Here is a 20,880-nt window from a genome sequence, read left to right on the forward strand (position 1 = left end):
GGAGCTTCACCGATGAAATTCCGCCGTACCCCACTCGCCCGCACGCTCGTCGCCGCCAGCCTGTTGCTGGCCGGCAGCGCCCATGCCGAAGGCACCCTGCACTTCGCCAACTGGTCCGACTATTTCCCGCCGGAACTGCTGAAGAAGTTCGAGAAGGACACCGGCATCCACGCCACCCTGGACTCCTACGACAGCAACGAAACCCTGCTGGCCAAACTGAAAGCCGGCGGCGGCGCCTACGACGTCGTAGTGCCGTCGGACAGCTTCATCGAGATCTTCGTCAAGGAAGGCCTGCTGCAGAAGCTCGACAAGGCGCAGCTGCCGAACCTGGCCAACCTCAAGGACAAGTTCAAGACCCTGACCTACGACCCGGGCCACGACTACTCCGTACCCTACCTGTGGGGTACCACCGGCTACAGCTACGACAGCGCCAAGGTTCCCGGTGGCAAGCTGGATGAAAGCTGGAAGCCGTTCTTCGAGCCGCCGGAGGAGCTGAAAGGCAAGGTCGTCGCGCTCAACTCCATCGAGGAACTCTACGCCCCAGCCTCCTACTTCCTGGGCATCGACGAGTGCACCGAGGACCCGAAAGAGGCGGCGAAGATCCAGGACCTGCTGCTCAAGCAGAAACCGATGCTGGCCATGTACAACAGCGATGGCACCATCGAGCGCATGGCCGCCGGCGAAGTCTCCATGCACCAGCAATGGAACGGCGCCTTCCACCGCGCCCACGCGCAGCGCGCCAGCCTGGTCTATGTCTATCCGAAGGAAGGCGTGCGCCTGTTCATCGACAACCTGACCATTCCCAAGGACGCCACCAACATCAAGGAGGCCCACGCCTTCCTGAACTGGATGATGCAGCCTGAAAACATTGCCCTGGCCTCCAACTTCGCCAAGTACAACAACGCCATCGAAGGTTCGGACAAATTCATGGACAAGGAGCTGTTCGACGATCCGGCGATCAACACCCCGGCGGACAAGCTGGATCGCCTGAAGCCCTTCAAGCTCTGCTCGCCGAAAGCGCTGCAACTGCGCTCCAAGGTCTGGACCAAGCTGAAGAAATGACCCACAGGTCACCCGGCGTGGCGGTGCGCGCCGGGTGACCCTGACAGCCATTTTGGCCATTTCGATCCCTTTTTGACCCTTTGCAGGGTTCTGCCCGGTGACCTCGGTTGCTAGAGTCGGGCGGCTCGCGCAGGGAGCGGCTGGAAAGGCGGCCAGCCCTTGCACCATCACTGATGGCGCAGGGAAATCCCGAGGGAACGCGAGCGCGTTATCCACAAGAACAAATGCCCCGAGAACGCCCATGACCAGCTTTTGCGTCACCCTGCAGCAAACACCCTCACTCCTCGCGCGTCGTCATCGCTGCGGCTGAGCCGTAAGCCGATGACTTCAGGACGGCCACCGAACGCCGCCCGCCCGCAAGACAACAACAATCGCGAGGACTCCCCCATGGCCAGCCAACACAGCGCCAGCACTGCAAACATTCAACAAAGCACCCAACAGGGCACCCCGGCCAACGCCGACGCCCGCCTGAAACGCGTCCTCGGCCTGCCCGCCTTGGTCTTCTTCGGCCTGGTCTACATGGTCCCGCTGACCATGTTCACCACCTACGGCGTGGTCACCGAGATGACCGGCGGCCGTACCGCCAGCGCCTACCTGATCACCCTGCTGGCGATGCTGTTCACCGCCGCCTCCTACAGCTTCATGGTGCGCAAGTATCCGATCTCGGGTTCCGCGTATTCCTACACCAGCCTGAGCTTCGGCCCGGTGGTCGGCTTCCTGTCCGGCTGGTCGTTGCTGCTCGATTACCTGTTCCTGCCGATGATCAACTACCTGCTCATCGGCCTGTTCATGAATATCGCCTTCCCGGAAATCCCGGCCTGGATATTCGTGGTCGCCTCCATCGCGCTGGTCACCGTGCTCAATGTGGTCGGCATCAGCCAGGTCGCCGGCATGAGCAACGTCATCGTCGGTGCGCAGCTGGTATTCATCGCCGTCTTCGTGGTCATGTCGATCAAGACCCTGGCTGGCGGCGCCGCGATCGACTTCAGCCTGCCCTTCGTCGGCGACGGCAGCCAGCCCGGCTTTGCCCCGCTGATGGCCGGCGCCGCAGTGCTGTGCCTGTCGTTCCTGGGCTTCGACGCCGTCTCCACCATGGCCGAGGAAACCCGTGACGCACGCCGCGACATCCCCCGCGCGATCATCATCACCACCGTCATCGCCGGCCTGATGTTCACCCTGCTGGCGGTCATCAGCCAGTTGGTCTTCCCCGGCAGCGTATTCCAGAACGCCGACTCGGCGGCCAACGAAGTGATGCTCAAGGCTGGCGGCCAGTTCCTCGGCAACTTCTTCACCTCCGCCTACATCGCCGGCTGCATCGGCTCGGCGCTGGCCTCCCAGGCTTCGGTGTCGCGCATCATCTTCACCATGGGCCGCGATGGCATCCTGCCGCGCAGCCTGTTCGGTGTCCTCCATGCGCGCTTCCAGACCCCGGTGGTGGCAATCCTGGTGGTATCGGCGATCTCCCTGCTGGCGGTGGTGCTGGACCTGACCACCCTCGCCTCGATGATCAGCTTCGGCGCGCTGGTGGCCTTCTCCGTGGTCAACCTGGCAGTGATCCGCACCTACCTGGGCGTCGAACGCCGCCGCGGTGCGAAGAACATCCTGGTGTACGGGGCGATTCCGTTCATCGGCCTGTGCCTGACCCTGTGGCTGTGGACCAGCCTCTCGCAGCTGACGCTGGTCGTCGGCCTGAGCTGGTTCGCAGTCGGCTTCGCTTACCTGGCGGTGCATACCGGCGGCTTCCGTCGCAAGGCACCGAGTGTGAATTTCGAGGAAAACGCCTGACGGCAGAGCTATTCAGAACCCAACGGGCGCCCGGAGGCGCCCTCAGGAGCGCGTGATGTTGACGATCTATACCGACGACCATCGCTTGCACCACGGTCAGCACGAGCTGATCGGCGGCCAGTTCACCCCCTGCTTCGAAAAGCCCAGCCGCGCCGACATGGTGCTGGACCGGGCCAAGGCGGTGAAACTGGGCGATATCCAGGCCCCGCGCGATTTCGGCCTGGAGCCTATCCTGAGGGTGCACAGCGAAGGGTTCGTGCGGTTCCTGCAGCACGCCTGGCGCGACTGGCTGGCCACCGGCCGGACCCACGACATGCTGCCGATCTGCTGGCCTACCCGCCGCCTGCGGCAGAAGGAACCGGACAGCATCGACGGGCGCCTGGGCTACTACAGCCTGGACGCCGGCGCGCCGATCACTGCCGGCACCTGGCAGGCGGTGCTCAGCTCGGTGAACGTGGCGATGACCGGCCAGGCCGAACTGGCCAAGGGCGCGCGCTCGGTGTTCTCGCTCTGCCGTCCACCAGGCCACCACGCCTCGGCGGACTTCATGGGCGGCTACTGTTTCTTCAACAACGCGGCCATCGCCGCCCAGTCGATCCTCGACCAGGGCGCCAACCGCGTGGCCATCCTCGACGTCGACTACCACCACGGCAACGGCACCCAGGATATTTTCTACGACCGCGCCGACGTGCTGTTCACCTCGATCCACGGTGACCCGCGCTTCGAGTATCCCTACTTCCTCGGCTACGCCGATGAAAAGGGCCAGGGCGTGGGCGAAGGCTTCAACTTCAACTACCCGCTGGCCTCGGGCAGCGACTGGTCGGTGTGGAGCCTGGCGCTGCAGGCGGCGATCCGGCAGATCTCGGCGTACAAGCCGGACGTGCTGATCGTCTCGCTGGGGGTGGATACCTACAAGGAAGACCCGATCTCCCAGTTCAAGCTGGACAGCCCGGACTACCTGCGCATGGGCGAGGCCATTGGCAAGCTCGGCCTGCCGACCCTGTTCGTGATGGAAGGGGGTTATGCGGTGGAAGAGATCGGTATCAATGCGATCAACGTGCTGCAGGGCTTCGAAAGCATCGGATAAGGGCTGTTTGTAGGAGCGAGCTTGCTCGCGAAAATCCGACCGGGCACGCCAGGAAAATCGGCGAAACGCCAGGGTTCGCGAGCAAGCTCGCTCCTACAGTAGAGCCACAAAAAAAGCCGCGCCGGGGATGGGGTTCCCGGCGCGGCTTTTTTATCGAGAGTGGATTACTGGAGGATTTCCACGCGATCCACATCGATATCGGTGGGCTTCTGCTTGTGGTGATCCACTTCACCGGTCAGGCGCACCTTGGTGTTCTCGGAGACCGAGGTGCCGGCCGGCCAATCGTCGTGGTCGATCTCGACCTGGATGCTGCCGGTGGCGTCCTTGAACTCGTAGTGCTCGCTGCTGATGCGCTTGGTGATGGTGCCTTCGAGCACGACCTTGGTGTCATCGGCGGCGGCCTGGGCCTGTTTCACCGTGGTGATCTGTCCGGCAGCCGCGGTAGCGGGCTGGGCATCACTGCCCGGGCCGGTGTAGCCGCCGGCGGCGAGGGTAACGGTGGAGAACAGGCCAACGGCAGCGATCAGGGGGAGATGACGGAGTTTCATGGAAGTGCCTCCTGGGGCGTTTTCGATGGGTTCAGCTTAGTGTCCATGGCTGAAACCAGCCTGAATCAGGACTTAACCCAAGCTTAAGACCGCAGAACCGCCATTTACTCCGATCCGGATCAATCCTTGGCCGGCTGCTCCTCACGCTTGAACACGTAGAACAGGTCCGGCTCGCTGACCATGTAGATGGTGCCCTGTTCGTCGATGGCCACGCCTTCCGCGCGCGGAATCTTGTCGTGCAGGCCGTTCAGTCCACCGAGCAGGCTGATGAAGCTGACCGGCTCGCCCTTCTCGTCCAGCTCCAGCAGCAGGTGCGACTCCGCGGACAGCACCAGGGTGTGCCCGGTACGCGGGTCGATGCTCAGCGCCGAGACGTTGCGCATCATCAACTGCTCGCTGGGCAGCGCCTGCAACGCGCCGCTCAGGCTGGCGCTGCCATCGCTGGCGAGGCTGAACAGGGTCAGCGGGTCACGCTCCTGGCCGAGCAGCAGGCGATGCTGACGCGGGTCCCAGGCGATGCCCTCGATGCCTTTGTTCTTCTTGCCACGCTCGCCCAGGTCGAAGCTGGACAGCTTCTCGGTGCTCAGCTCGCGGGTCTGCGGATCGACGTGGAAGATGGTCAGGGAGTTCTTGCGCTCGTCGGTCACCGCGACGTTGCCGCCTTCGAGCACCGCCACGCCTTCGGGGTTGGACATGCCCAGCAGCGGAATCACCCGCAGCACGTCGCCGCTGAGCGAGAGCTCGGCCAGCAGGGGCTTCTTGCCGGTGACGGTGAACAGGGTGCGGGTGACCGGGTTGTAGGCCAGGTCGGAAGTCTCCTGCCCTTCGATGCCCCCCTTGAGCGGTTTGGCCTGGATCACCGCCGTATAGCCCGGCAACCAGATGCTCTCGGCGCGCGCCTGCGCGCTGGTGTCCTGCTCGCGCAGCCACAGGCGCGCACGGTCATCCCAGTGGAAGAGGAAGGTCAGGACGCCGAGCACCACCAGGGCAATCAGCAGGGCCAGCAGCAGCCAGCGAGGACGAAGGACGGACATGGTCATGGCGACTCTTGTTGATCAGCACGGACAAGGCATCCCGCAATAAGCGAAGGCCGCACAAACGGCGGCCTTCGGCGGGACAACGGTGTTAAAGCACGCGGCTTTCGAATCGGCTGGCGCCGGGAAGTTCCAGCACCACGTCACTGCCGCTCTGCAGCGGGCCGACACCCACTGGCGTGCCGGTGGACACCACATCGCCCGGCTGCAGCGAGAAGTGCCCGCAGATGTGCTGGATCAGCGGCACGATGGGGTTGAGCATGTCGCGGCTGTTGCCGTCCTGGCGGACTTCACCGTCGATGGTCAGGCGAATACCGATGTCAGTCGGGTCCGGGAAGTGATCAGCACTGACGAAGGGCGCCAGCACGAAGGCGCCATCGAAGGACTTGGCCAGCTCCCAGGGCAGGCCCTTTTCCTTCAGCTTGGCCTGCACGTCGCGCAGGGTCAGGTCCAGGGCTGGGGCGTAGCCGGAGATGGCGTCCAGCACTTCCTCGGCACTCGGCTTGCGCGACAGCGGTTTGCCGATCAGGACGGCGATTTCCGCCTCGTAGTGCACCGAGCCACGATCCTCGGGAATGGAGAATCCGCCCGCCTGGGAAACCGTGCAGGAACCGGGCTTGATGAACAGCAAAGGCTCGGTCGGTACCGGGTTGTTCAGCTCCTTGGCGTGCTCCGCATAATTGCGGCCGACGCATACCACCTTGCCCAGGGTGAAATGGATCGGGGTGCCATCGACATACTGATGCTGGTAACTCATGACCGACTCCTGCAACGGATGGAAGAGATGATCCGCGCGGGGCTCGTGATCCCGCGCGGTTGCCCGCATCCTGCCGGCGTACGCGCCACTTCCCGTGACGCTGACGTGCGAAGGGCCGGTAGACCGGCCCTTCTGGATAATGAAGCTTATTCGGCGAATATCTTGCCCGGGTTCATGATCCCGTTCGGGTCGAACACCGCCTTGACCGCCTTCATGTAGCCGATTTCAGCCTCGGAGCGAGAGTAACCCAGGTAATCGCGCTTGGTCATGCCCACGCCGTGCTCGGCGGAGATCGAGCCGTTGTACTTCTGCACAGTCTCGAACACCCACTTGTTGACGGTCGCGCACTTGGCGAAGAACTCGTCCTTGGAGAGGTTCTCGGGCTTGAGGATGTTCAGGTGCAGGTTGCCGTCGCCGATGTGGCCGAACCACACGACTTCGAAGTCGGGGTAGTTGGCTTCGACGATGGTGTCGATGTCCTTGAGGAAGGCCGGGACCTTGCTGACGGTGACCGAGATATCGTTCTTGTACGGCGTCCAGTGGGAGATGGTCTCGGAGATGTACTCGCGCAGCTTCCACAGGTTCTGCAGCTGCTGCTCGCTCTGGCTCATCACGCCGTCCAGCACCCAGCCCTGCTCTACACAATGTTCGAAAGTCGCCAGTGCCTCGTTGGCCACTTCCTCGGTGGTCGCCTCGAATTCCAGCAGCGCGTAGAACGGGCAGTCGGTCTCGAAGGCCGGCGGCACGTCGCCACGGGCCATGATCTTGGCCAGGGCCTTGTCGGAGAAGAATTCGAAGGCGGTCAGGTCCAGCTTGCTCTGGAAAGCATGCAGCACCGGCATGATCGAATCGAAGTCCGGGGTGCCGAGGACCATCGCGGTGAGGTTCTTCGGCTGGCGCTCCAGGCGCATGGTGGCCTCGACCACGAAGCCCAGGGTGCCTTCGGCGCCGATGAACAGTTGGCGCAGGTCGTAGCCGGTGGCGTTCTTGATCAGGTCCTTGTTCAGCTCCAGCAGGTCGCCCTTGCCAGTGACGACCTTCATGCCGGCCACCCAGTTACGGGTCATGCCGTAGCGAATGACCTTGATCCCGCCGGCATTGGTGCCGATATTGCCGCCAATCTGACTGGAGCCGGACGAGGCGAAGTCCACCGGGTAATACAGGCCATGCTCTTCGGCGAAGGTCTGCAGCTGCTTGGTGATCACGCCCGGCTGGCAGACCGCGGTGCGGTCGAATTCGTTGAATTCGACGATCTTGTTCATGTAGTCGAAGGCCACGACCACTTCGCCGTTGGCGGCGACGGCGGCGGCGGAGAGACCGGTACGGCCGCCCGAGGGAACCAGCGCGACCTTGTGTTCATTGGCCCAGCGGACGATGGCCTGGACCTGCTCGGTGCTCTTGGGGAAGGCGATCGCCAGGGGTGCCGGGGCGAAATGTTTGGTCCAGTCCTTGCCATAGGTGTCGAGAGAATCGGCGTCTGTCAGCAGCTTCCCGGCATCCAGCAGGGGCTTGAGCGATTCGATCAGGGCGTCGCGGGTCATTGGAGGAACTCTCAAATGGTTCATGGTCGTCCTGAGAACAGCTCAGGTCGCAACCGGGCAAGGAAAAGGGAGAACATGCTAGCATACGCACCCCACGCAGATCGCCACCTGGCGCCAAGCTTGGCACCGGCCGGTCCGGCCTGAGCTGTTCAATTTCTCGCCACATCCCGGGACTACAGGTTCAAAGCAGATGAGCAAGACTTCTCTCGACAAGAGCAAGATCAAATTCCTTCTCCTTGAAGGCGTGCACCAGAACGCCGTCGACACCCTCAAGGCGGCCGGCTACTCCAACATCGAGTACCTCAAGACCGCACTGTCCGGTGACGAGCTGAAGGAAAAGATTGCCGATGCACACTTCATCGGTATCCGCTCCCGCACCCAGCTGACCGAAGAAGTCTTCGACGCTGCCAAGAAGCTGATCGCCGTCGGTTGCTTCTGCATCGGCACCAACCAGGTCAACCTGAACGCGGCCCGCGAGCGCGGCATCGCCGTGTTCAACGCGCCCTACTCCAACACCCGCTCGGTCGCCGAACTGGTGCTGGCCGAAGCCATCCTGCTGCTGCGCGGCATCCCGGAGAAGAACGCCTCCTGCCACCGTGGTGGCTGGATCAAGTCCGCTGCCAACTCCTTCGAGATTCGCGGCAAGAAGCTGGGCATCGTCGGCTACGGTTCGATCGGCACCCAGCTCTCGGTCCTGGCCGAAGCCCTGGGCATGCAGGTGTTCTTCTACGACGTAGTCACCAAGCTGCCGCTGGGTAACGCCCAGCAGGTCGGCAACCTGCACGAGCTGCTCGGCATGTCCGACATCGTCTCGCTGCACGTGCCGGAGCTGCCATCCACCCAGTGGATGATCGGCGAGAAGGAAATCCGCGCCATCAAGAAAGGCGGCATCCTGATCAACGCCGCCCGTGGCACTGTGGTCGAGCTGGACCACCTGGCCGCCGCGATCAAGGACGAGCACCTGATCGGCGCCGCCATCGACGTGTTCCCGGTCGAGCCCAAGTCCAACGACGACGAGTTCGAAAGCCCGCTGCGCGGCCTGGATCGCGTGATCCTGACCCCGCACATCGGCGGCTCCACCGCCGAAGCCCAGGCCAACATTGGCCTGGAAGTGGCCGAGAAGCTGGTCAAGTACAGCGACAACGGTACCTCGGTGTCTTCCGTCAACTTCCCGGAAGTCGCCCTGCCGTCGCACCCGGGCAAGCACCGCCTGCTGCACATCCACGAGAACATCCCGGGTGTGATGAGCGAGATCAACAAGGTGTTCGCCGACAACGGCATCAACATCTCCGGCCAGTACCTGCAGACCAACGACAAGGTCGGCTACGTGGTGATCGACGTCGACGCCGAGTACTCGGACCTGGCGCTGGAGAAGCTGCAGCACGTCAACGGCACCATCCGTAGCCGCGTGCTGTTCTAAGCGCTGGTTGCGGTAAAGAAAAAGGAGGCCTTCTGGCCTCCTTTTTCGTTTCTGCTCGCTTTGGAATGGCATTCCATGCAGCGTAGGAGCGGACTTTGTCCGCGATTGGCGTCCGGCGCGATGCGAACCTATCGCGGACGGAGTCCGCTCCTGCGCGCATGCCAATCCGGCGCGCGAGGGTGAATCATCACTTCACATTGACGGTGATCTGCTGCGACTCCACCGGCGGGTCGAACGGCACGTGGTTCTTGTCGCCCACCAGCAGTTGCAGGGTGTGCTTGCCCGGCGGCAGCGTTACCTGGGTCTCGGTCTGGCCCTTGCCGAAGTGCTTGATCTGGTCGGTCATCGGCAGCGGCATATTCATCGCCGGCTGCTCCTTGAGGTCGATCAGCAGGTGGTGGTGGCCGGTGGCCGGCGAGTCCACGCCAGCGGGCGCGACGCCCATGCCCTTGAGGCCGAATTTGACGGTGAAGGTCTTGTCCACCGTGGCGCCGTCGGCCGGCTCGATGAAGTACACCTTGGCGCCTTCCGGGGCCGGGGTGCGCGGGATATCGGCGGCGACTGCGGAAGTGCCGGCGAGCAGCGCGGCAAGGCCCAGGCAAGGCAGCAGGGTTCTCATGTTCTTCTCCTTCTACTTGGATGACGAAAAGGCGAAGGACCGCTCAGGCCGCCTTCGCCTCCCGCATGGAACGCACAAGCATAGGCGCCCAGGCGCGAGGCTCAAGGAAAATAGTGCGTCTTCGAGTGTCGCCGGGCGCTCTAGCCTCCGGCTTCCAGCCCGGCCAGGCAGACGGCGGCGGCATCCAGCTCTTCCTCGCTGAACACCAGCACGCCCATGCGCTTGAGCGCCGCGGCGGTGACGCCTTCGCCAGCGACCTTCTGGCCACTGAAGCTGCCGTCGTAGTTCTCGCGATTGCCGCAGGAAGGGCTGCGTGCCTTGAGCACCGCCAGGCGGATGTCATGGCGGCGCACCAGCGCCATGGCTTCCTCGGCGCCGAGCAGGAAGGCGTCGCTGACGTCTTCGCCCTCCACCGTCAGCACCGGTCGGGCGCGCTCCAGCACGGCCATACCCTGCCCGCCAGGGATCTCCGCCGGGGCGCGGGGCGTCGGCAGGCCGCCAGCGACTTCCGGGCACAGCGCTACCACCCGCCCCTGGTCCAGCCAGCGTGACAGCAGGTCGAACGGCCCGTGCGCGCCGCCGTCGTAGCGGACGCGATGGCCAAGCAGGCAGCGGCTGACGAGAACCTTCTGCATAGGCGAATCACTCCCTTTTGGAAGGGGACAGACTAGCCGCTCGCCGTTTGGTGGTCACGCCGGGTAACGCAACTTTCATCGGCGCGTGTGTCGCAACAGGTTTCCGCCCCGCCGAAAGTCGGGTTTCAGAGCGGCGCGCCGGTCGTCGGCACAGCGCTGAAACACAACCTTCGACGGGAACAGCCGCCCGGCACTGGCTGCCAGGCGGGCCGCCACCCAGACTCGCGCATCGGCCATTCGCCAAGGAGCCTCTGCCATGCCTCGTCTCTTGCTCTGCACCGCCACCTTTGCTGCGCTGTCCTACCTGCCCCTGGCCTTCGCCGAGCTGCAGGCGCTGGACAACGAGCGCCTCGGCGCCGTCACCGGCCAGGACGGCATCAGCATCCGCGCCGACGTGCTGGCGCACATGGACAGCGTTGCCTGGAATGACGACGGCGGCAGCGTCTCGCTGCGCAACGTATTCATCGACAACGGCTGCGTGAGCGCCAGTGACTGCCCCGACGGTCGCGGCGGCAGCCTGCCCTACGGACCCGCGCAACTGGGCCTGAGCCTGCCGATCTTCGGCATCGAGCAACCGACCCTGCAGGTGGACGTGGTGCAGGGCGCCGGGGGCCAGCAGCAACTGGCGCTGACGCTGCCCGATCTCACCACCATCAACCAGCAACTCAACGCCAGCGGCCTGCCCTCGCAGACCATCCGTATGCGGGTGGCCGGTGATCTCTACGTGGGCGGCGGAAAGCTGGGGAGCATCGAAGTGCGCGACATCCAGGACATCAGCGGCACCCTGAAGATCTGGGGCCATTGAAGCCTTGCGGGCTTAGAGCAGAGCGTCACCGCGGCGGCGGAACCAGCCGGTGAGCGACAGCCGCTCGTGGCTGGCCGGCAGCACTTCGTGGGGGAAGTCGCCGGAGAGGAATACCACCAGCCGGCCGGCCAGCGGCGGCAGGTCCAGCGTCCGTTCGTCGGGGAGATACATCCGCAGCTCGCCCCCCTGCGCCGCCGACCAGTCGCGGTTGAGGTAGAAGACCGCCGAGACGGTGCGGCGATCATCGTCGCGGAAGCGATCCAGGTGCTTCTGGTAGAACGCCCCCGGCGGGTAGAGCGCGAAGTGCCCTTCGAAGTCTTCCAGGCCCAGGAAGAGCGTGCGGTTGATCTGCCGGCGCAACTCGTCCAGTGCATTCAGGTAGAGGTCGCAGGCCTCGGACTGGCCGGGCTCCAGCCACTGGATGCGGTCGCCGCGGACGCCTTCGCGCACGGCCTGCCCGTCGCCACGGCCAATCGCGGCGGCGGCCAGCTTGCCGGCCGCATCGCGGGCACGGCACTCGCTCGCCAGCTGGGCGATCAGGGCATCGGGAAGGAAGGCGTCCTGCTGCGACCAGCCCTTGTCGGCGAGGTCGTCAACGATGCTTTGTAGAAGAAGGGAATCGGCGTCGAATTGCATGGCGCATTGTAACGTCCGGCGCCAGTGTCTCGACAAGCAGGGCAAGCCTTGCCGACAATAGCCCCCGGCGAGCGAACCCTGCCGCCCAAAAGGAGTTGCAATGCGCGTACTGCTGGCCCTCACCCTTCTTGTACTGGGCATGCCTGCCCTGGCCGACAACTACCAGCGCCTGTACCAGGCCGCCGGCTGGCCGGAACAGCGAGCGCACTTCAATGACGCCCTGCACGCCGCGCAGAAGCGCTACCAGGGCAACCTGCCGCCTGCGCTGTACCAGACGCTGGTGGACAACAGCAACCAGCGCTTCGCCCCCGCCGACATCGACCAGCGTGCCCTCAACGGCCTGCGCCAGAACCTGCCGGACAGCACGGCAGCGGTGAATTTCTTCGAATCCCCGCTGGGCCGCAAGGTCGCCGGTGCGGAGACCCTGGCCACCCGCAGCGACCAGCTGCAGAAATACGCCGGTGGCCTGCCACGCCAGCAGGCCAGCGATGCACGCAAGCAGGTCATTCATCGCCTGAGCCAGGTGCTGCCGGCCCGCGAAGCTGGCGCCGAAGTCAGCCTGGCGTTGGCCAGCGTGGCCGCCGACAGCCTCAGCCAGATGCTCCCCGGCCTGCTGGGTGGCGGCACCACCCAGGGCATGCTCGAAGGCCAACGGCAGAAGCTGATGGGCCAGATCGGCGCCGATCTCGACAACACCCTGCTCTACGTCTATCGCGACCTGAGCGATGCCGAGCTGGGCCAGTTCGCCGACTTCAGCGAATCGCCAGCCGGCCGCAACTACTACCGGGCAGCCCTGGCCGCGCTCAAGGCAGGCTTGTCGGTTTCCTCCAGCGGGCAGTGATAGGAATAGACCTACGCTGCTTGAGGACCACTCCGAGGAACGCTCCCCCTAGAATGGCACCCGCTGTACAGAGGGTGGCGCCTGAGGATCATGGCGCAAGGAGTGAAGGACACACCCTCAACTACAGCGACCCCCTTCCCCGATTTACCCCTGCTACGCCATCCGCTCGCTGAGAAAATCGAAGTAACGCCGCCGCAGCGTTTCGCTCTCGTTCGCCAGATGATGCCGAGCGCCGGTGAGCAGCAGGCATTCGATCTTCTCGAACTTCTCCTCCAGCACTTTCAAGTTGTAGCGCCAGTCCACCGTCTCGTCGGCGTCGCCCTGCACCACCAGCAGACTCTGCGCACCATGGCCAGCCGCCTCGATGCGCGGAATCCAGCGCGCCAGCGCACCGACCCACGCCGTGGGCAGGGTCTTCGGCTGCAGCGGATCCTGGTCGCGCAGGAAAGCGAGGAATTCGGCGTCGTTGGAATTCTCGCTGAAGCGTCGCGGGATGGAGTCCACGAAGGGCCGCAGCAGCTGGTAGCTGAACTTCGACCAACCCCAGGCGCGTGGTCGCACCAACGGCGCCAGCAGGATGGTACGGCCCAGCTCCGGGCGCGGCGCGCCAGTCAGCAGGTAGTCCAGCAGGATCGCGCCACCGGTGCTCTGCCCACAGAGATGCCAGGGCTGCGGCAGGTCCAGCACCTGGGCCTGGTTTAGCAGCGCACCCAGCACTACCTGGTATTCAGCGAAGTCGCCGATGCTGGCAGCAGCGCCGCCCGACAGGCCGTGGCCCGGCAGGTCACAGGCGAGCACCGCGAAGCCCATGCCCAGCGCCCAGTCGATCACGTGGCGGTACAGGCCCATGTGGTCGTAGTAGCCGTGCAGCAGCACGACGGTCCCGCGCGCCAGCAACGGCCGCCAGTATTGCGCGGCGATCTGGTAGCCGCCGGCCTCGAAGGTGCCCAGGCGGCTCTGCAGGCCCGGATGCCGCAGGTGCAGGTCCAGGCCGTAGAAATGCTGGTACAGCGCGATGCCGACCTCGTTCGCCTCTGCGGTCAGAGGTCGCAGCAAGGTGCGCAGCAGATCGGGCTGGAAGGCTTCAGGCATGGGCTTTTCGCTTCTGGCAGGCGGGTGACGAAGGTAGCGCGCGCAACGAGGGGATATTCTCGTCGCGCCCGCCCCCGTGGCAAGCTTGTCGGCTATCTTACCGACTCTGCCCCTGGTCGACGCCATGTCCTCACGCCGCAAACCGTTGCTCACCTGGCTGATCGCCGCGCTCTGCCTGGGCGCGCTGCTCGCCACCTACTGGTGGTACGAGAACCGCTACATCCGTCCGTTCAGCCACCAGCCGCAACTGTTTTCCGGCGACCATCTGATGCTGCCCGCGCAACTGGCAGGCCCGGGCAAGATCCGCCTGGTGCACTTCTGGGACCCAGCCTGCCCGTGCAATGTCGGCAACCAGCAGCACCTCGCCGAGCTGATCCAGCGCTTCGGCCCGCAAGGCGTGGAGTTCTTCGCCGTGCAGAAGCCCGGCAGCCGCGGCCAGCTGCCCGATACGCTGAACGCCATGCGCGCGCTGGACTCGCTGCCCGGCGCCGATCAGTTACCGGCCAGCCCCGCCGTGGCGATCTGGGACGCCCAGGGCAAGCTGGCCTACGTCGGGCCCTACAGCGAGGGCGCGGTATGCACCTCGGGCAACAGCTTCATCGAGCCGATCCTCGACGCCCTGGTGCAGGGGCGCCAGGTGAACGCCACCCATACCCTGGCGGTGGGCTGCTATTGCCCCTGGGGCAGCGCGAAGCACTGAGCCGCATCAACGAAGACGAAGGCCAATCCGTGACTACACTTGGTTCGCCGGCCCATGAAGGGCCGATCGCTACCAAGGAGCTTTTCGCATGCGTCTTCATTCCGCACTCGCCTTCTGCGCCGCTCTCTCCACCGGACTTGTCCTGCCACTGGCCGCCCACGCCGAAGATACCCCCAGCAGCAGCCAGGTCATGCAGCAGCACAAGCAGGCCATCAACAATCGCATCGCCGACATCGACTACAAGCGCAAGCGCATCGTCGAAGCCAACATGAAGCTCACCCCGCAGGAGACCGAGAAGTTCTGGCCGATCTACAACAGCTACCGCACCGAAGCGGACAAGCTGAGCAAGCAGACCCTGGCGATCATCATCGACTACGCCAACAGCTATAACACCGGCACCGTGAGCAACGACGACGCGGCCAAGCTGCAGAAGCAGGTGCTGGAGTTGCAGGACGACCGCCAGGAGCTGAAGGAGAAGTACCTCAAGCGCATCGCCAAGGAAGTCTCGCCGCAGCGCGCATTGCGCTTCCTGCAGATCGAAGACCAGCTCGATGCCATGGCGCTGCTGGAAGTCAGCCGGGAAATCCCGCTGGCCGAGTAACCCTCAGCCTTCGGTGCCGCCCTGCAGGCGCTGGCGATAGCGCTCAGGCGGCACCGAGTACCAGCGCTTGAACGCGCGATAGAACGGCGACAGCTCGGCGAAGCCACAGGCCCGCGCCACTTCACGAATCGCCACGCCTTGCTCCAGCAATTGCGCCGCACGCTGCCGGCGCACCTCTTCCCGCACCTCCCTGAAGGTTTGCGCGCGGCTCGCCAAGTTGCGTTGCAGCAACCCGGGACGCACGCCGAGCTCACGGGCGCAGCTCTGCAGCGTGCATGCCTCCCCCCCCAGCCGAATGGCGAGCAGGTAGCGCAGGCGATTGAGCAGATCATTTTCGTCCAGCGTCCCCAGTTGCTCCCGTGCGTGCTCGGTGAGCAAACGGTGCAGTACCGGGTTGCCGGTGCGTGATGGCCGGGCCAGCAGGGCGCGGTCGAACAGCAATGCATCATTGGCTTTGGCGAAGCTCGGCGTCATGCCGAACAGCCGCCGATGCTCGCTCAGCCGGCGTGGCTGGGGATGGCGAAACTCGATGGCCAGGGGCTGGAACTCGTCATCGGTGATCAGTGCCAGTTGCTTGAGGAACAGCAGCATCAGGCACTCCATCTGCTGGCGCAGGTTGCTGATGCCCAGGTAGTTGAGGTCGAGGATCAGCCGCACCTGTTCGCCCTCCTCGCGCATCTGTGCGGCAAAGCCGCCGGAAAGGATGTGCTGGAAGCGCAGGAAGCTGTGCAGGGCCTCGCGCAGGTCGCCGCTGGCCATCTGCAGGTAACCCACCACATCGAGCAGGCGCGGCTTCATCGCCTCGCCCAGATGCAGGCCGATGTCGGGGTCGCCGGTGATGTCGTCGAGCGTGGTCCAGAACAGCGGGGCGTCGTCATGCACCAGTCGACCACTCTGCGCCGGCGGCGGCAGGCGCACCTTCTGCAGGGCCTGGCGGTAGACGTCGGTCGGGTCGAAGCCCAGCACCGAGAGCGCCTCGTACAGTTGCCGGCGCAGTGTGGCGGACTGGGTCAGCGCCGGAGTGGCGAGAAAGTTCAGCTCTGAGGCGGCCATGATCACTCCTTGGATTGACCAGAGAATTCCAGTCAAGAGACATTTGGTCAATGAGCGACAAGCAACATCCGCTGCAGAATCGCGGCATAACAACAAGGAGTTGCCGCATGAAACGCACTTTGACTGTCCTCGCTGTCGTGGTCGCCGCTGCCGCGGCGGGCGCTGGCTGGTACCTGCATGGCAAACAGCCGGTACGCGACGGACAACTGTCCCTCGCCGGCCTTGCCAGCGAAGTCACGGTTCGCTACGACGAACGTGGCGTGCCGCATATCAAGGCTGGCAGTGAGGAGGACATGTACCGGGCGATTGGCTATGTCCACGCCCAGGACCGCCTGTTCCAGATGGAAATCCTGCGACGCCTGTCCCGTGGCGAGCTGGCCGAGGTGCTCGGACCCAAGCTGGTGGATACCGACCGCATGTTCCGTAGCCTGCGCATCCGCGACCACGCGGCGGAGTACGTAAAGACGCAGGACAAGAATTCCCCGGCCTGGAAGGCGCTGGTCGCCTATCTGGACGGTGTCAACCAGTTCCAGGACAGCCACCCGCGCCCGGTGGAGTTCGACATACTCGGCATTCCCAAGCGCCCGTTCACCCCCGAGGACACCGTCAGCGTCGCCGGCTACATGGCCTACAGCTTCGCCGCCGCCTTCCGTACCGAACCGGTGCTGACCTACGTGCGCGACGAGCTGGGCGCGGACTACCTGAAAGTCTTCGACCTCGACTGGCACCCCGAAGGCGTGATGACCCCCAAGGCACTGGCCGCTGCCGACTGGCAGGACCTGAGCGCCATCGCCCGCCTGAGCCATGCCGCGCTGGAAAAGGCCGGCCTGCCGCAGTTCGAGGGTAGCAACGCCTGGGCGGTGTCCGGCAGCCGCACGAAAAGCGGCAAGCCGCTGCTGGCGGGTGACCCGCACATCCGCTTCGCCGTACCGGCGGTGTGGTACGAGATGCAGGCCAGCGCGCCGGGCTTCGAGCTGTACGGCCACTACCAGGCGCTCAACCCGTTCGCCTCGCTGGGCCACAACCTGCAGTTCGGCTGGAGCCTGACCATGTTCCAGAACGACGACGTCGATCTGGTCGCCGAGAAGGTCAACCCGGACAACCCCAACCAGGTCTGGTACCACGGCCAGTGGGTCGACCTGAAGAGCGAGGAACAGAGCATCGCCGTGAAAGGCGAGGCGCCGGTGAAGATCACCCTGCGCAGCTCGCCCCACGGCCCGCTGGTCAACGACGCGCTGGGCACTGCCGCGGGCAAGACCCCGGTGGCCATGTGGTGGGCCTTCCTGGAGACGCAGAACCCGATCCTCGACGCCTTCTACGAGCTGAACCGTGCCGATACCCTGGCCAAGGCGCGCACCGCGGCTTCGAAGATCCAGTCGCCGGGCCTCAACGTGGTCTGGGCCAACGCCCGCGGCGACATCGGCTGGTGGGCTTCGGCACAGTTGCCGGTGCGCCCGGACGGGGTCAACCCGAACTTCCTGCTCGACGGCGCCAGCGGCCAGGCCGACAAGACCGGCTTCTACCCCTTCAGCGAGAACCCGCAGGAAGAAAACCCGGCGCGCGGCTACATCGTCTCCGCCAATTTCCAGCCGGTACCGGCCAACGGCCGCCCGGTGCCGGGCTACTACAACCTGCCCGATCGCGGCCAGCAACTGAACAAGCGCCTGTCTGATGATTCGGTGAAATGGGATCTGCAGAACAGCCAGGCGCTGCAACTGGACACCGCCACCGGCTACGGCCCGCGCATCCTCAAGCCATTGCTGCCGATCCTGCGCGAAGCGGCGGCAACCGACGAAGAGAAGGCGCTGGTGGACAACCTGGCCAACTGGCAGGGCGATCATCCGCTGGACTCGGTCACCGCCACGGTGTTCAACCAGTTGCTCTACCAGGTGGCCGACGGCGCCATGCGCGACGAAATGGGCGATGCCTTCTTCGACAACCTGCTCTCCACCCGCGTGCTCGACGTGGCCCTGCCGCGCCTGGCCGCAGACGAAAACTCGCCCTGGTGGGACAACCGCAAGACGCCACAGAAGGAAACCCGCACCGATATCGTCAAGGCCGCCTGGAAGGACAGCCTGGCGCACCTGCGCGCCAAACTCGGCCAGGACTCGAAGCAGTGGCAGTGGGGCAAGGCGCACACCCTCACCCATGGCCATCCGCTGGGCCAGCAGAAGCCGCTGGATCGCCTCTTCAACGTCGGCCCATTCGCCGCACCGGGCGGCCACGAGGTACCGAACAACCTGTCCGCCCGCGTCGGCCCGGCGCCGTGGCAGGTGGTCTACGGCCCCTCCACCCGTCGCCTGATCGACTTCGCCGACCCGGCTCATAGCCTGGGCATCAACCCGGTAGGCCAGAGCGGCGTGCCCTTCGACAAGCACTACGATGACCAGGCCGAGGCCTACATCGAAGGCCAGTACCTGCCACAGCACTACGATGACAACGAGGTGAAGGCCAACACCAAGGGCATCCTGCGACTGATCCCCGTCCGTCGCTGAGTCGCCTGCCGGAAATGAAAAACCCCGCTCCTGCGGGGTTTTTCATAGGTGCATGGTCAGAGAGTGTTGCGGGAGATGCCGAAGCTCCCTGGCGCGTTATTTCCCCAAGGGATAACGATCGGGGTGTTGTATTGGGCGCCGTCTCCCGCACGGAGTGCCATAAGGCGTCACTGGAAGTTTGCCGGCGGCGCGGCCCGGTCCTGGTTCGGGGGGGTGACCGGACAACGCATCCGAACACTTCAAGCGTAGTTCGCAATCAGCCGGGAGCGAGCCTTTGCGACCCACGGATTTTTCCGATAAATCCCGATTTTCCAAGCACTTCGGAATAACGTGTATGCAAAAAACACGGGCCACCCGAAGGTGGCCCGTGGTTCGACAATCGCCGGATTCAACCGGCCGACAAGACGGCGTCAGGCGGTGGCTGTCGAACCCTTCTGCCAATCGGTCGCATTGGACTCCATGGCTTCCTGGATCGCGCGCTTGCGACGCTCTTCGGCCTGGCGGGTGAAGTACCAGGCGAAGAAGGTGAACAGCGAAACGGTCAGCAGGATCAGGCTGGCTACGGCGTTGATCTCCGGCTTCACGCCCAGGCGTACGGCGGAGAACACTTCCATCGGCAGGGTGGTGGAGCCAGGGCCGGACACGAAGCTGGCCAGCACCAGGTCATCCAGCGACAGGGCGAAGGACATCATGCCGCCCGCCGCCAGCGACGGCGCGATCATCGGGATGGTGATCAGCATGAACACTTTCCAGGGCTTGGCGCCCAGGTCCATGGCCGCTTCCTCGATGGACAGGTCCAGTTCACGCAGGCGCGCCGACACCACCACCGCCACGTAGGACGAGCAGAAGCTTGTGTGGGCGATCCAGATGGTCACGATGCCGCGTTCCTGCGGCCAGCCGATCAGCTGGGCCATGGCGACGAACAGCAGCAGCAGCGACAGACCGGTGATCACCTCGGGCATGACCAGCGGCGCGGTAACCATGCCGCCGAACAGCGTACGGCCACGGAAGCGCGGGATGCGGGTCAGCACGAAGGCCGCCAGGGTGCCCAGGGCCACCGAGGAGATCGCGGTGTAGCAGGCGATCTCCAGGGAGCGGAACACCGAACCGACGAGCTGCTGGTTGTCCAGCAGGCCGACGTACCACTTCACCGACCAGCCGCCCCAGACGGTCACCAGCTTGGAGCCGTTGAACGAGTAGATGACCAGGATGATCATCGGCACGTAGATGAAGAGCAGGCCCAACACCAGCATGATGTTGGAGAACGACCAACGCTTGTTCATACCTTGCCCTCCAGCTCTTTAGCCTGGTTCTTGTTAAAGAGGATGATGGGGATGATCAGGATTGCCAGCATCACCACGGCAAGGGCGGAAGCCACCGGCCAGTCACGGTTATTGAAGAACTCCTGCCACAGCACCTTGCCGATCATCAGGGTCTCCGGGCCGCCGAGCAGTTCCGGGATCACGAACTCGCCCACCGCCGGGATGAACACCAGCATGCAGCCGGCGATGATGCCGTTCTTGGACAGCGGTACGGTGATCTTCCAGAAGCTGGTGAAGCTGCGCGCGCCGAGGTCGGACGCGGCTTCCAGCAGGCTCATGTCGTGCTTCACCAGGTTGGCGTAGAGCGGCATGACCATGAACGGCAGGTACGAGTAGACGATACCGATGTACACCGCGAAGTTGGTGTTGAGGATCGTCAGTGGCTCGTTGATGATGCCCAGCCACATCAGGAAGCTGTTGAGCAGGCCATTGTTGGACAGGATGCCCATCCACGCGTACACGCGGATCAGGATCGCCGTCCAGGTCGGCATCATGATCAGCAGCAGCAGGACGGTCTGCATTTCCTTGCTGGCGCGAGCGATGGCGTAGGCCATCGGGTATCCGATCACAAGGCAGAGGAAGGTGCTGATCGCCGCCATCTTCAGCGAGCCCAGGTAGGCGTCGATGTAGAGCGGGTCGTCCGTCAGCATCAGGTAGTTGCCCAGGTTCATCACGACCTGGAGCGTCTGGTCGGCGTACTGGAACACTTCGGTGTACGGCGGAATGGCCACGTCCGCTGCCGCCAGACTGATCTTCAGCACGATGGCGAAGGGCAGCAGGAAGAACAGGAACAGCCAGAAGAACGGCACACCGATCACGGCATGCCGGCCGTTCGGCAGGCGTTTCA

The 20,880-nt window shown here is 64.5% G+C and carries 20 protein-coding genes; 9 read left to right on the top strand and 11 right to left on the bottom strand.

Features of this window, described 5'->3' with window-relative positions:
* The first annotated feature begins 12 nt into the window (after window positions 1-12).
* The 3 genes from L6D89_RS07055 to L6D89_RS07065 all read left to right on the top strand — a co-directional run bounded on the left by L6D89_RS07055 (window position 13) and on the right by L6D89_RS07065 (window position 3,934).
* Window positions 13-1,062: an ABC transporter substrate-binding protein gene (locus tag L6D89_RS07055; protein WP_236199214.1), complete on the top strand. Its 1,050-nt coding sequence runs from the start codon at window positions 13-15 to the stop codon at window positions 1,060-1,062.
* Window positions 1,063-1,449: 387 nt separating this feature from the next.
* Window positions 1,450-2,847, top strand: a complete 1,398-nt coding sequence (locus L6D89_RS07060; RefSeq protein ID WP_236174354.1) for an APC family permease — start codon at window positions 1,450-1,452, stop codon at window positions 2,845-2,847.
* A gap of 55 nt (window positions 2,848-2,902) precedes the next feature.
* Window positions 2,903-3,934: a histone deacetylase family protein gene (locus L6D89_RS07065; RefSeq protein ID WP_017520827.1), complete on the top strand. Its 1,032-nt coding sequence runs from the start codon at window positions 2,903-2,905 to the stop codon at window positions 3,932-3,934.
* Window positions 3,935-4,098: 164 nt separating this feature from the next.
* On the opposite strand, the gene L6D89_RS07070 is transcribed toward L6D89_RS07065, so the two are convergent.
* The 4 genes from L6D89_RS07070 to L6D89_RS07085 all read right to left on the bottom strand — a co-directional run bounded on the left by L6D89_RS07070 (window position 4,099) and on the right by L6D89_RS07085 (window position 7,814).
* Window positions 4,099-4,482, bottom strand: coding sequence for a NirD/YgiW/YdeI family stress tolerance protein (locus tag L6D89_RS07070; RefSeq protein WP_236174352.1), 384 nt, complete (start codon window positions 4,480-4,482; stop codon window positions 4,099-4,101).
* 119 nt (window positions 4,483-4,601) lie between these two features.
* Entirely contained in the window at window positions 4,602-5,522 is a 921-nt protein-coding gene (locus L6D89_RS07075; RefSeq protein WP_236174351.1) for an SdiA-regulated domain-containing protein, read from the bottom strand.
* Between the two features lie 85 nt (window positions 5,523-5,607).
* Entirely contained in the window at window positions 5,608-6,273 is a 666-nt protein-coding gene (locus tag L6D89_RS07080; protein WP_236174350.1) for a fumarylacetoacetate hydrolase family protein, read from the bottom strand.
* 146 nt (window positions 6,274-6,419) lie between these two features.
* Window positions 6,420-7,814, bottom strand: a complete 1,395-nt coding sequence (locus L6D89_RS07085) for an FAD-binding oxidoreductase (RefSeq protein WP_024762157.1) — start codon at window positions 7,812-7,814, stop codon at window positions 6,420-6,422.
* Between the two features lie 190 nt (window positions 7,815-8,004).
* Between L6D89_RS07085 and serA the strand changes: the two genes are divergently transcribed.
* Complete coding sequence (gene serA, locus L6D89_RS07090; RefSeq protein ID WP_236174349.1) at window positions 8,005-9,234, top strand: phosphoglycerate dehydrogenase; 1,230 nt, start codon at window positions 8,005-8,007, stop codon at window positions 9,232-9,234.
* A gap of 187 nt (window positions 9,235-9,421) precedes the next feature.
* Here serA and L6D89_RS07095 read toward each other — a convergent pair whose 3' ends face one another.
* Window positions 9,422-9,853: a DUF4399 domain-containing protein gene (locus tag L6D89_RS07095; RefSeq protein WP_017520821.1), complete on the bottom strand. Its 432-nt coding sequence runs from the start codon at window positions 9,851-9,853 to the stop codon at window positions 9,422-9,424.
* Between the two features lie 140 nt (window positions 9,854-9,993).
* Window positions 9,994-10,488 (bottom strand): 2-thiouracil desulfurase family protein, encoded by a 495-nt coding sequence (locus tag L6D89_RS07100; RefSeq protein WP_236174347.1) that lies wholly within the window; start codon window positions 10,486-10,488, stop codon window positions 9,994-9,996.
* A gap of 256 nt (window positions 10,489-10,744) precedes the next feature.
* Here L6D89_RS07100 and L6D89_RS07105 point away from each other — a divergent pair, with 256 nt between their 5' ends.
* Window positions 10,745-11,293, top strand: coding sequence for a DUF6160 family protein (locus L6D89_RS07105; protein WP_236199215.1), 549 nt, complete (start codon window positions 10,745-10,747; stop codon window positions 11,291-11,293).
* Window positions 11,294-11,305: 12 nt separating this feature from the next.
* On the opposite strand, the gene L6D89_RS07110 is transcribed toward L6D89_RS07105, so the two are convergent.
* The gene (locus tag L6D89_RS07110) at window positions 11,306-11,929 is read right to left on the bottom strand and encodes a 2OG-Fe(II) oxygenase (RefSeq protein WP_236174345.1); all 624 of its coding nucleotides are present in this window, start codon (window positions 11,927-11,929) and stop codon (window positions 11,306-11,308) included.
* Between the two features lie 100 nt (window positions 11,930-12,029).
* On the opposite strand from L6D89_RS07110, the gene L6D89_RS07115 reads away from it, so the two are divergent.
* On the top strand, window positions 12,030-12,770 hold the full coding sequence (locus L6D89_RS07115; protein WP_236199216.1) for a hypothetical protein: 741 nt from the start codon (window positions 12,030-12,032) through the stop codon (window positions 12,768-12,770).
* Window positions 12,771-12,923: 153 nt separating this feature from the next.
* Here the strand turns inward: L6D89_RS07115 and bipL are convergent, their stop codons facing one another.
* Entirely contained in the window at window positions 12,924-13,862 is a 939-nt protein-coding gene (gene bipL, locus L6D89_RS07120; RefSeq protein ID WP_236199217.1) for a phospholipase BipL, read from the bottom strand.
* Between the two features lie 124 nt (window positions 13,863-13,986).
* On the opposite strand from bipL, the gene L6D89_RS07125 reads away from it, so the two are divergent.
* Window positions 13,987-14,562, top strand: coding sequence for a DUF6436 domain-containing protein (locus tag L6D89_RS07125; RefSeq protein ID WP_236199218.1), 576 nt, complete (start codon window positions 13,987-13,989; stop codon window positions 14,560-14,562).
* Between the two features lie 88 nt (window positions 14,563-14,650).
* A complete protein-coding gene (locus tag L6D89_RS07130; protein ID WP_236174341.1) occupies window positions 14,651-15,163 on the top strand; it encodes a transcriptional regulator in 513 nt (170 codons plus the stop codon).
* A gap of 3 nt (window positions 15,164-15,166) precedes the next feature.
* On the opposite strand, the gene L6D89_RS07135 is transcribed toward L6D89_RS07130, so the two are convergent.
* The gene (locus L6D89_RS07135) at window positions 15,167-16,216 is read right to left on the bottom strand and encodes an AraC family transcriptional regulator (RefSeq protein WP_236174340.1); all 1,050 of its coding nucleotides are present in this window, start codon (window positions 16,214-16,216) and stop codon (window positions 15,167-15,169) included.
* A gap of 107 nt (window positions 16,217-16,323) precedes the next feature.
* Here L6D89_RS07135 and L6D89_RS07140 point away from each other — a divergent pair, with 107 nt between their 5' ends.
* Complete coding sequence (locus tag L6D89_RS07140; RefSeq protein WP_236199219.1) at window positions 16,324-18,711, top strand: penicillin acylase family protein; 2,388 nt, start codon at window positions 16,324-16,326, stop codon at window positions 18,709-18,711.
* Window positions 18,712-19,121: 410 nt separating this feature from the next.
* Here L6D89_RS07140 and L6D89_RS07145 read toward each other — a convergent pair whose 3' ends face one another.
* Window positions 19,122-19,994: an ABC transporter permease subunit gene (locus tag L6D89_RS07145; RefSeq protein WP_024762146.1), complete on the bottom strand. Its 873-nt coding sequence runs from the start codon at window positions 19,992-19,994 to the stop codon at window positions 19,122-19,124.
* Window positions 19,991-20,872: an ABC transporter permease subunit gene (locus tag L6D89_RS07150; RefSeq protein WP_089285861.1), complete on the bottom strand. Its 882-nt coding sequence runs from the start codon at window positions 20,870-20,872 to the stop codon at window positions 19,991-19,993. Before L6D89_RS07150 ends, L6D89_RS07145 begins: the two co-directional genes overlap by 4 nt.
* Window positions 20,873-20,880: the final 8 nt, after the last annotated feature.

The organism is Pseudomonas pseudonitroreducens (genome assembly GCF_021603645.1).
GTDB classification, from domain to species: Bacteria; Pseudomonadota; Gammaproteobacteria; order Pseudomonadales; family Pseudomonadaceae; genus Pseudomonas; species Pseudomonas pseudonitroreducens.

Bases quoted from the DNA above. Each gene is read 5' to 3' on its own strand.
- L6D89_RS07130 (WP_236174341.1), top strand. From the start codon at position 14,651: ATGCGTCTTCATTCCGCACTCGCCTTCTGCGCCGCTCTCTCCACCGGA.
- L6D89_RS07060 (WP_236174354.1), top strand. From the start codon at position 1,450: ATGGCCAGCCAACACAGCGCCAGCACTGCAAACATTCAACAAAGCACC.
- L6D89_RS07145 (WP_024762146.1), bottom strand. From the start codon at position 19,994: ATGAACAAGCGTTGGTCGTTCTCCAACATCATGCTGGTGTTGGGCCTG.
- L6D89_RS07055 (WP_236199214.1), top strand. From the start codon at position 13: ATGAAATTCCGCCGTACCCCACTCGCCCGCACGCTCGTCGCCGCCAGC.
- L6D89_RS07070 (WP_236174352.1), bottom strand. From the start codon at position 4,482: ATGAAACTCCGTCATCTCCCCCTGATCGCTGCCGTTGGCCTGTTCTCC.
- L6D89_RS07115 (WP_236199216.1), top strand. From the start codon at position 12,030: ATGCGCGTACTGCTGGCCCTCACCCTTCTTGTACTGGGCATGCCTGCC.
- L6D89_RS07095 (WP_017520821.1), bottom strand. From the start codon at position 9,853: ATGAGAACCCTGCTGCCTTGCCTGGGCCTTGCCGCGCTGCTCGCCGGC.
- L6D89_RS07075 (WP_236174351.1), bottom strand. From the start codon at position 5,522: ATGACCATGTCCGTCCTTCGTCCTCGCTGGCTGCTGCTGGCCCTGCTG.
- L6D89_RS07110 (WP_236174345.1), bottom strand. From the start codon at position 11,929: ATGCAATTCGACGCCGATTCCCTTCTTCTACAAAGCATCGTTGACGAC.
- L6D89_RS07135 (WP_236174340.1), bottom strand. From the start codon at position 16,216: ATGGCCGCCTCAGAGCTGAACTTTCTCGCCACTCCGGCGCTGACCCAG.
- serA (WP_236174349.1), top strand. From the start codon at position 8,005: ATGAGCAAGACTTCTCTCGACAAGAGCAAGATCAAATTCCTTCTCCTT.
- bipL (WP_236199217.1), bottom strand. From the start codon at position 13,862: ATGCCTGAAGCCTTCCAGCCCGATCTGCTGCGCACCTTGCTGCGACCT.
- L6D89_RS07140 (WP_236199219.1), top strand. From the start codon at position 16,324: ATGAAACGCACTTTGACTGTCCTCGCTGTCGTGGTCGCCGCTGCCGCG.
- L6D89_RS07065 (WP_017520827.1), top strand. From the start codon at position 2,903: ATGTTGACGATCTATACCGACGACCATCGCTTGCACCACGGTCAGCAC.
- L6D89_RS07085 (WP_024762157.1), bottom strand. From the start codon at position 7,814: ATGACCCGCGACGCCCTGATCGAATCGCTCAAGCCCCTGCTGGATGCC.
- L6D89_RS07125 (WP_236199218.1), top strand. From the start codon at position 13,987: ATGTCCTCACGCCGCAAACCGTTGCTCACCTGGCTGATCGCCGCGCTC.
- L6D89_RS07100 (WP_236174347.1), bottom strand. From the start codon at position 10,488: ATGCAGAAGGTTCTCGTCAGCCGCTGCCTGCTTGGCCATCGCGTCCGC.
- L6D89_RS07080 (WP_236174350.1), bottom strand. From the start codon at position 6,273: ATGAGTTACCAGCATCAGTATGTCGATGGCACCCCGATCCATTTCACC.
- L6D89_RS07105 (WP_236199215.1), top strand. From the start codon at position 10,745: ATGCCTCGTCTCTTGCTCTGCACCGCCACCTTTGCTGCGCTGTCCTAC.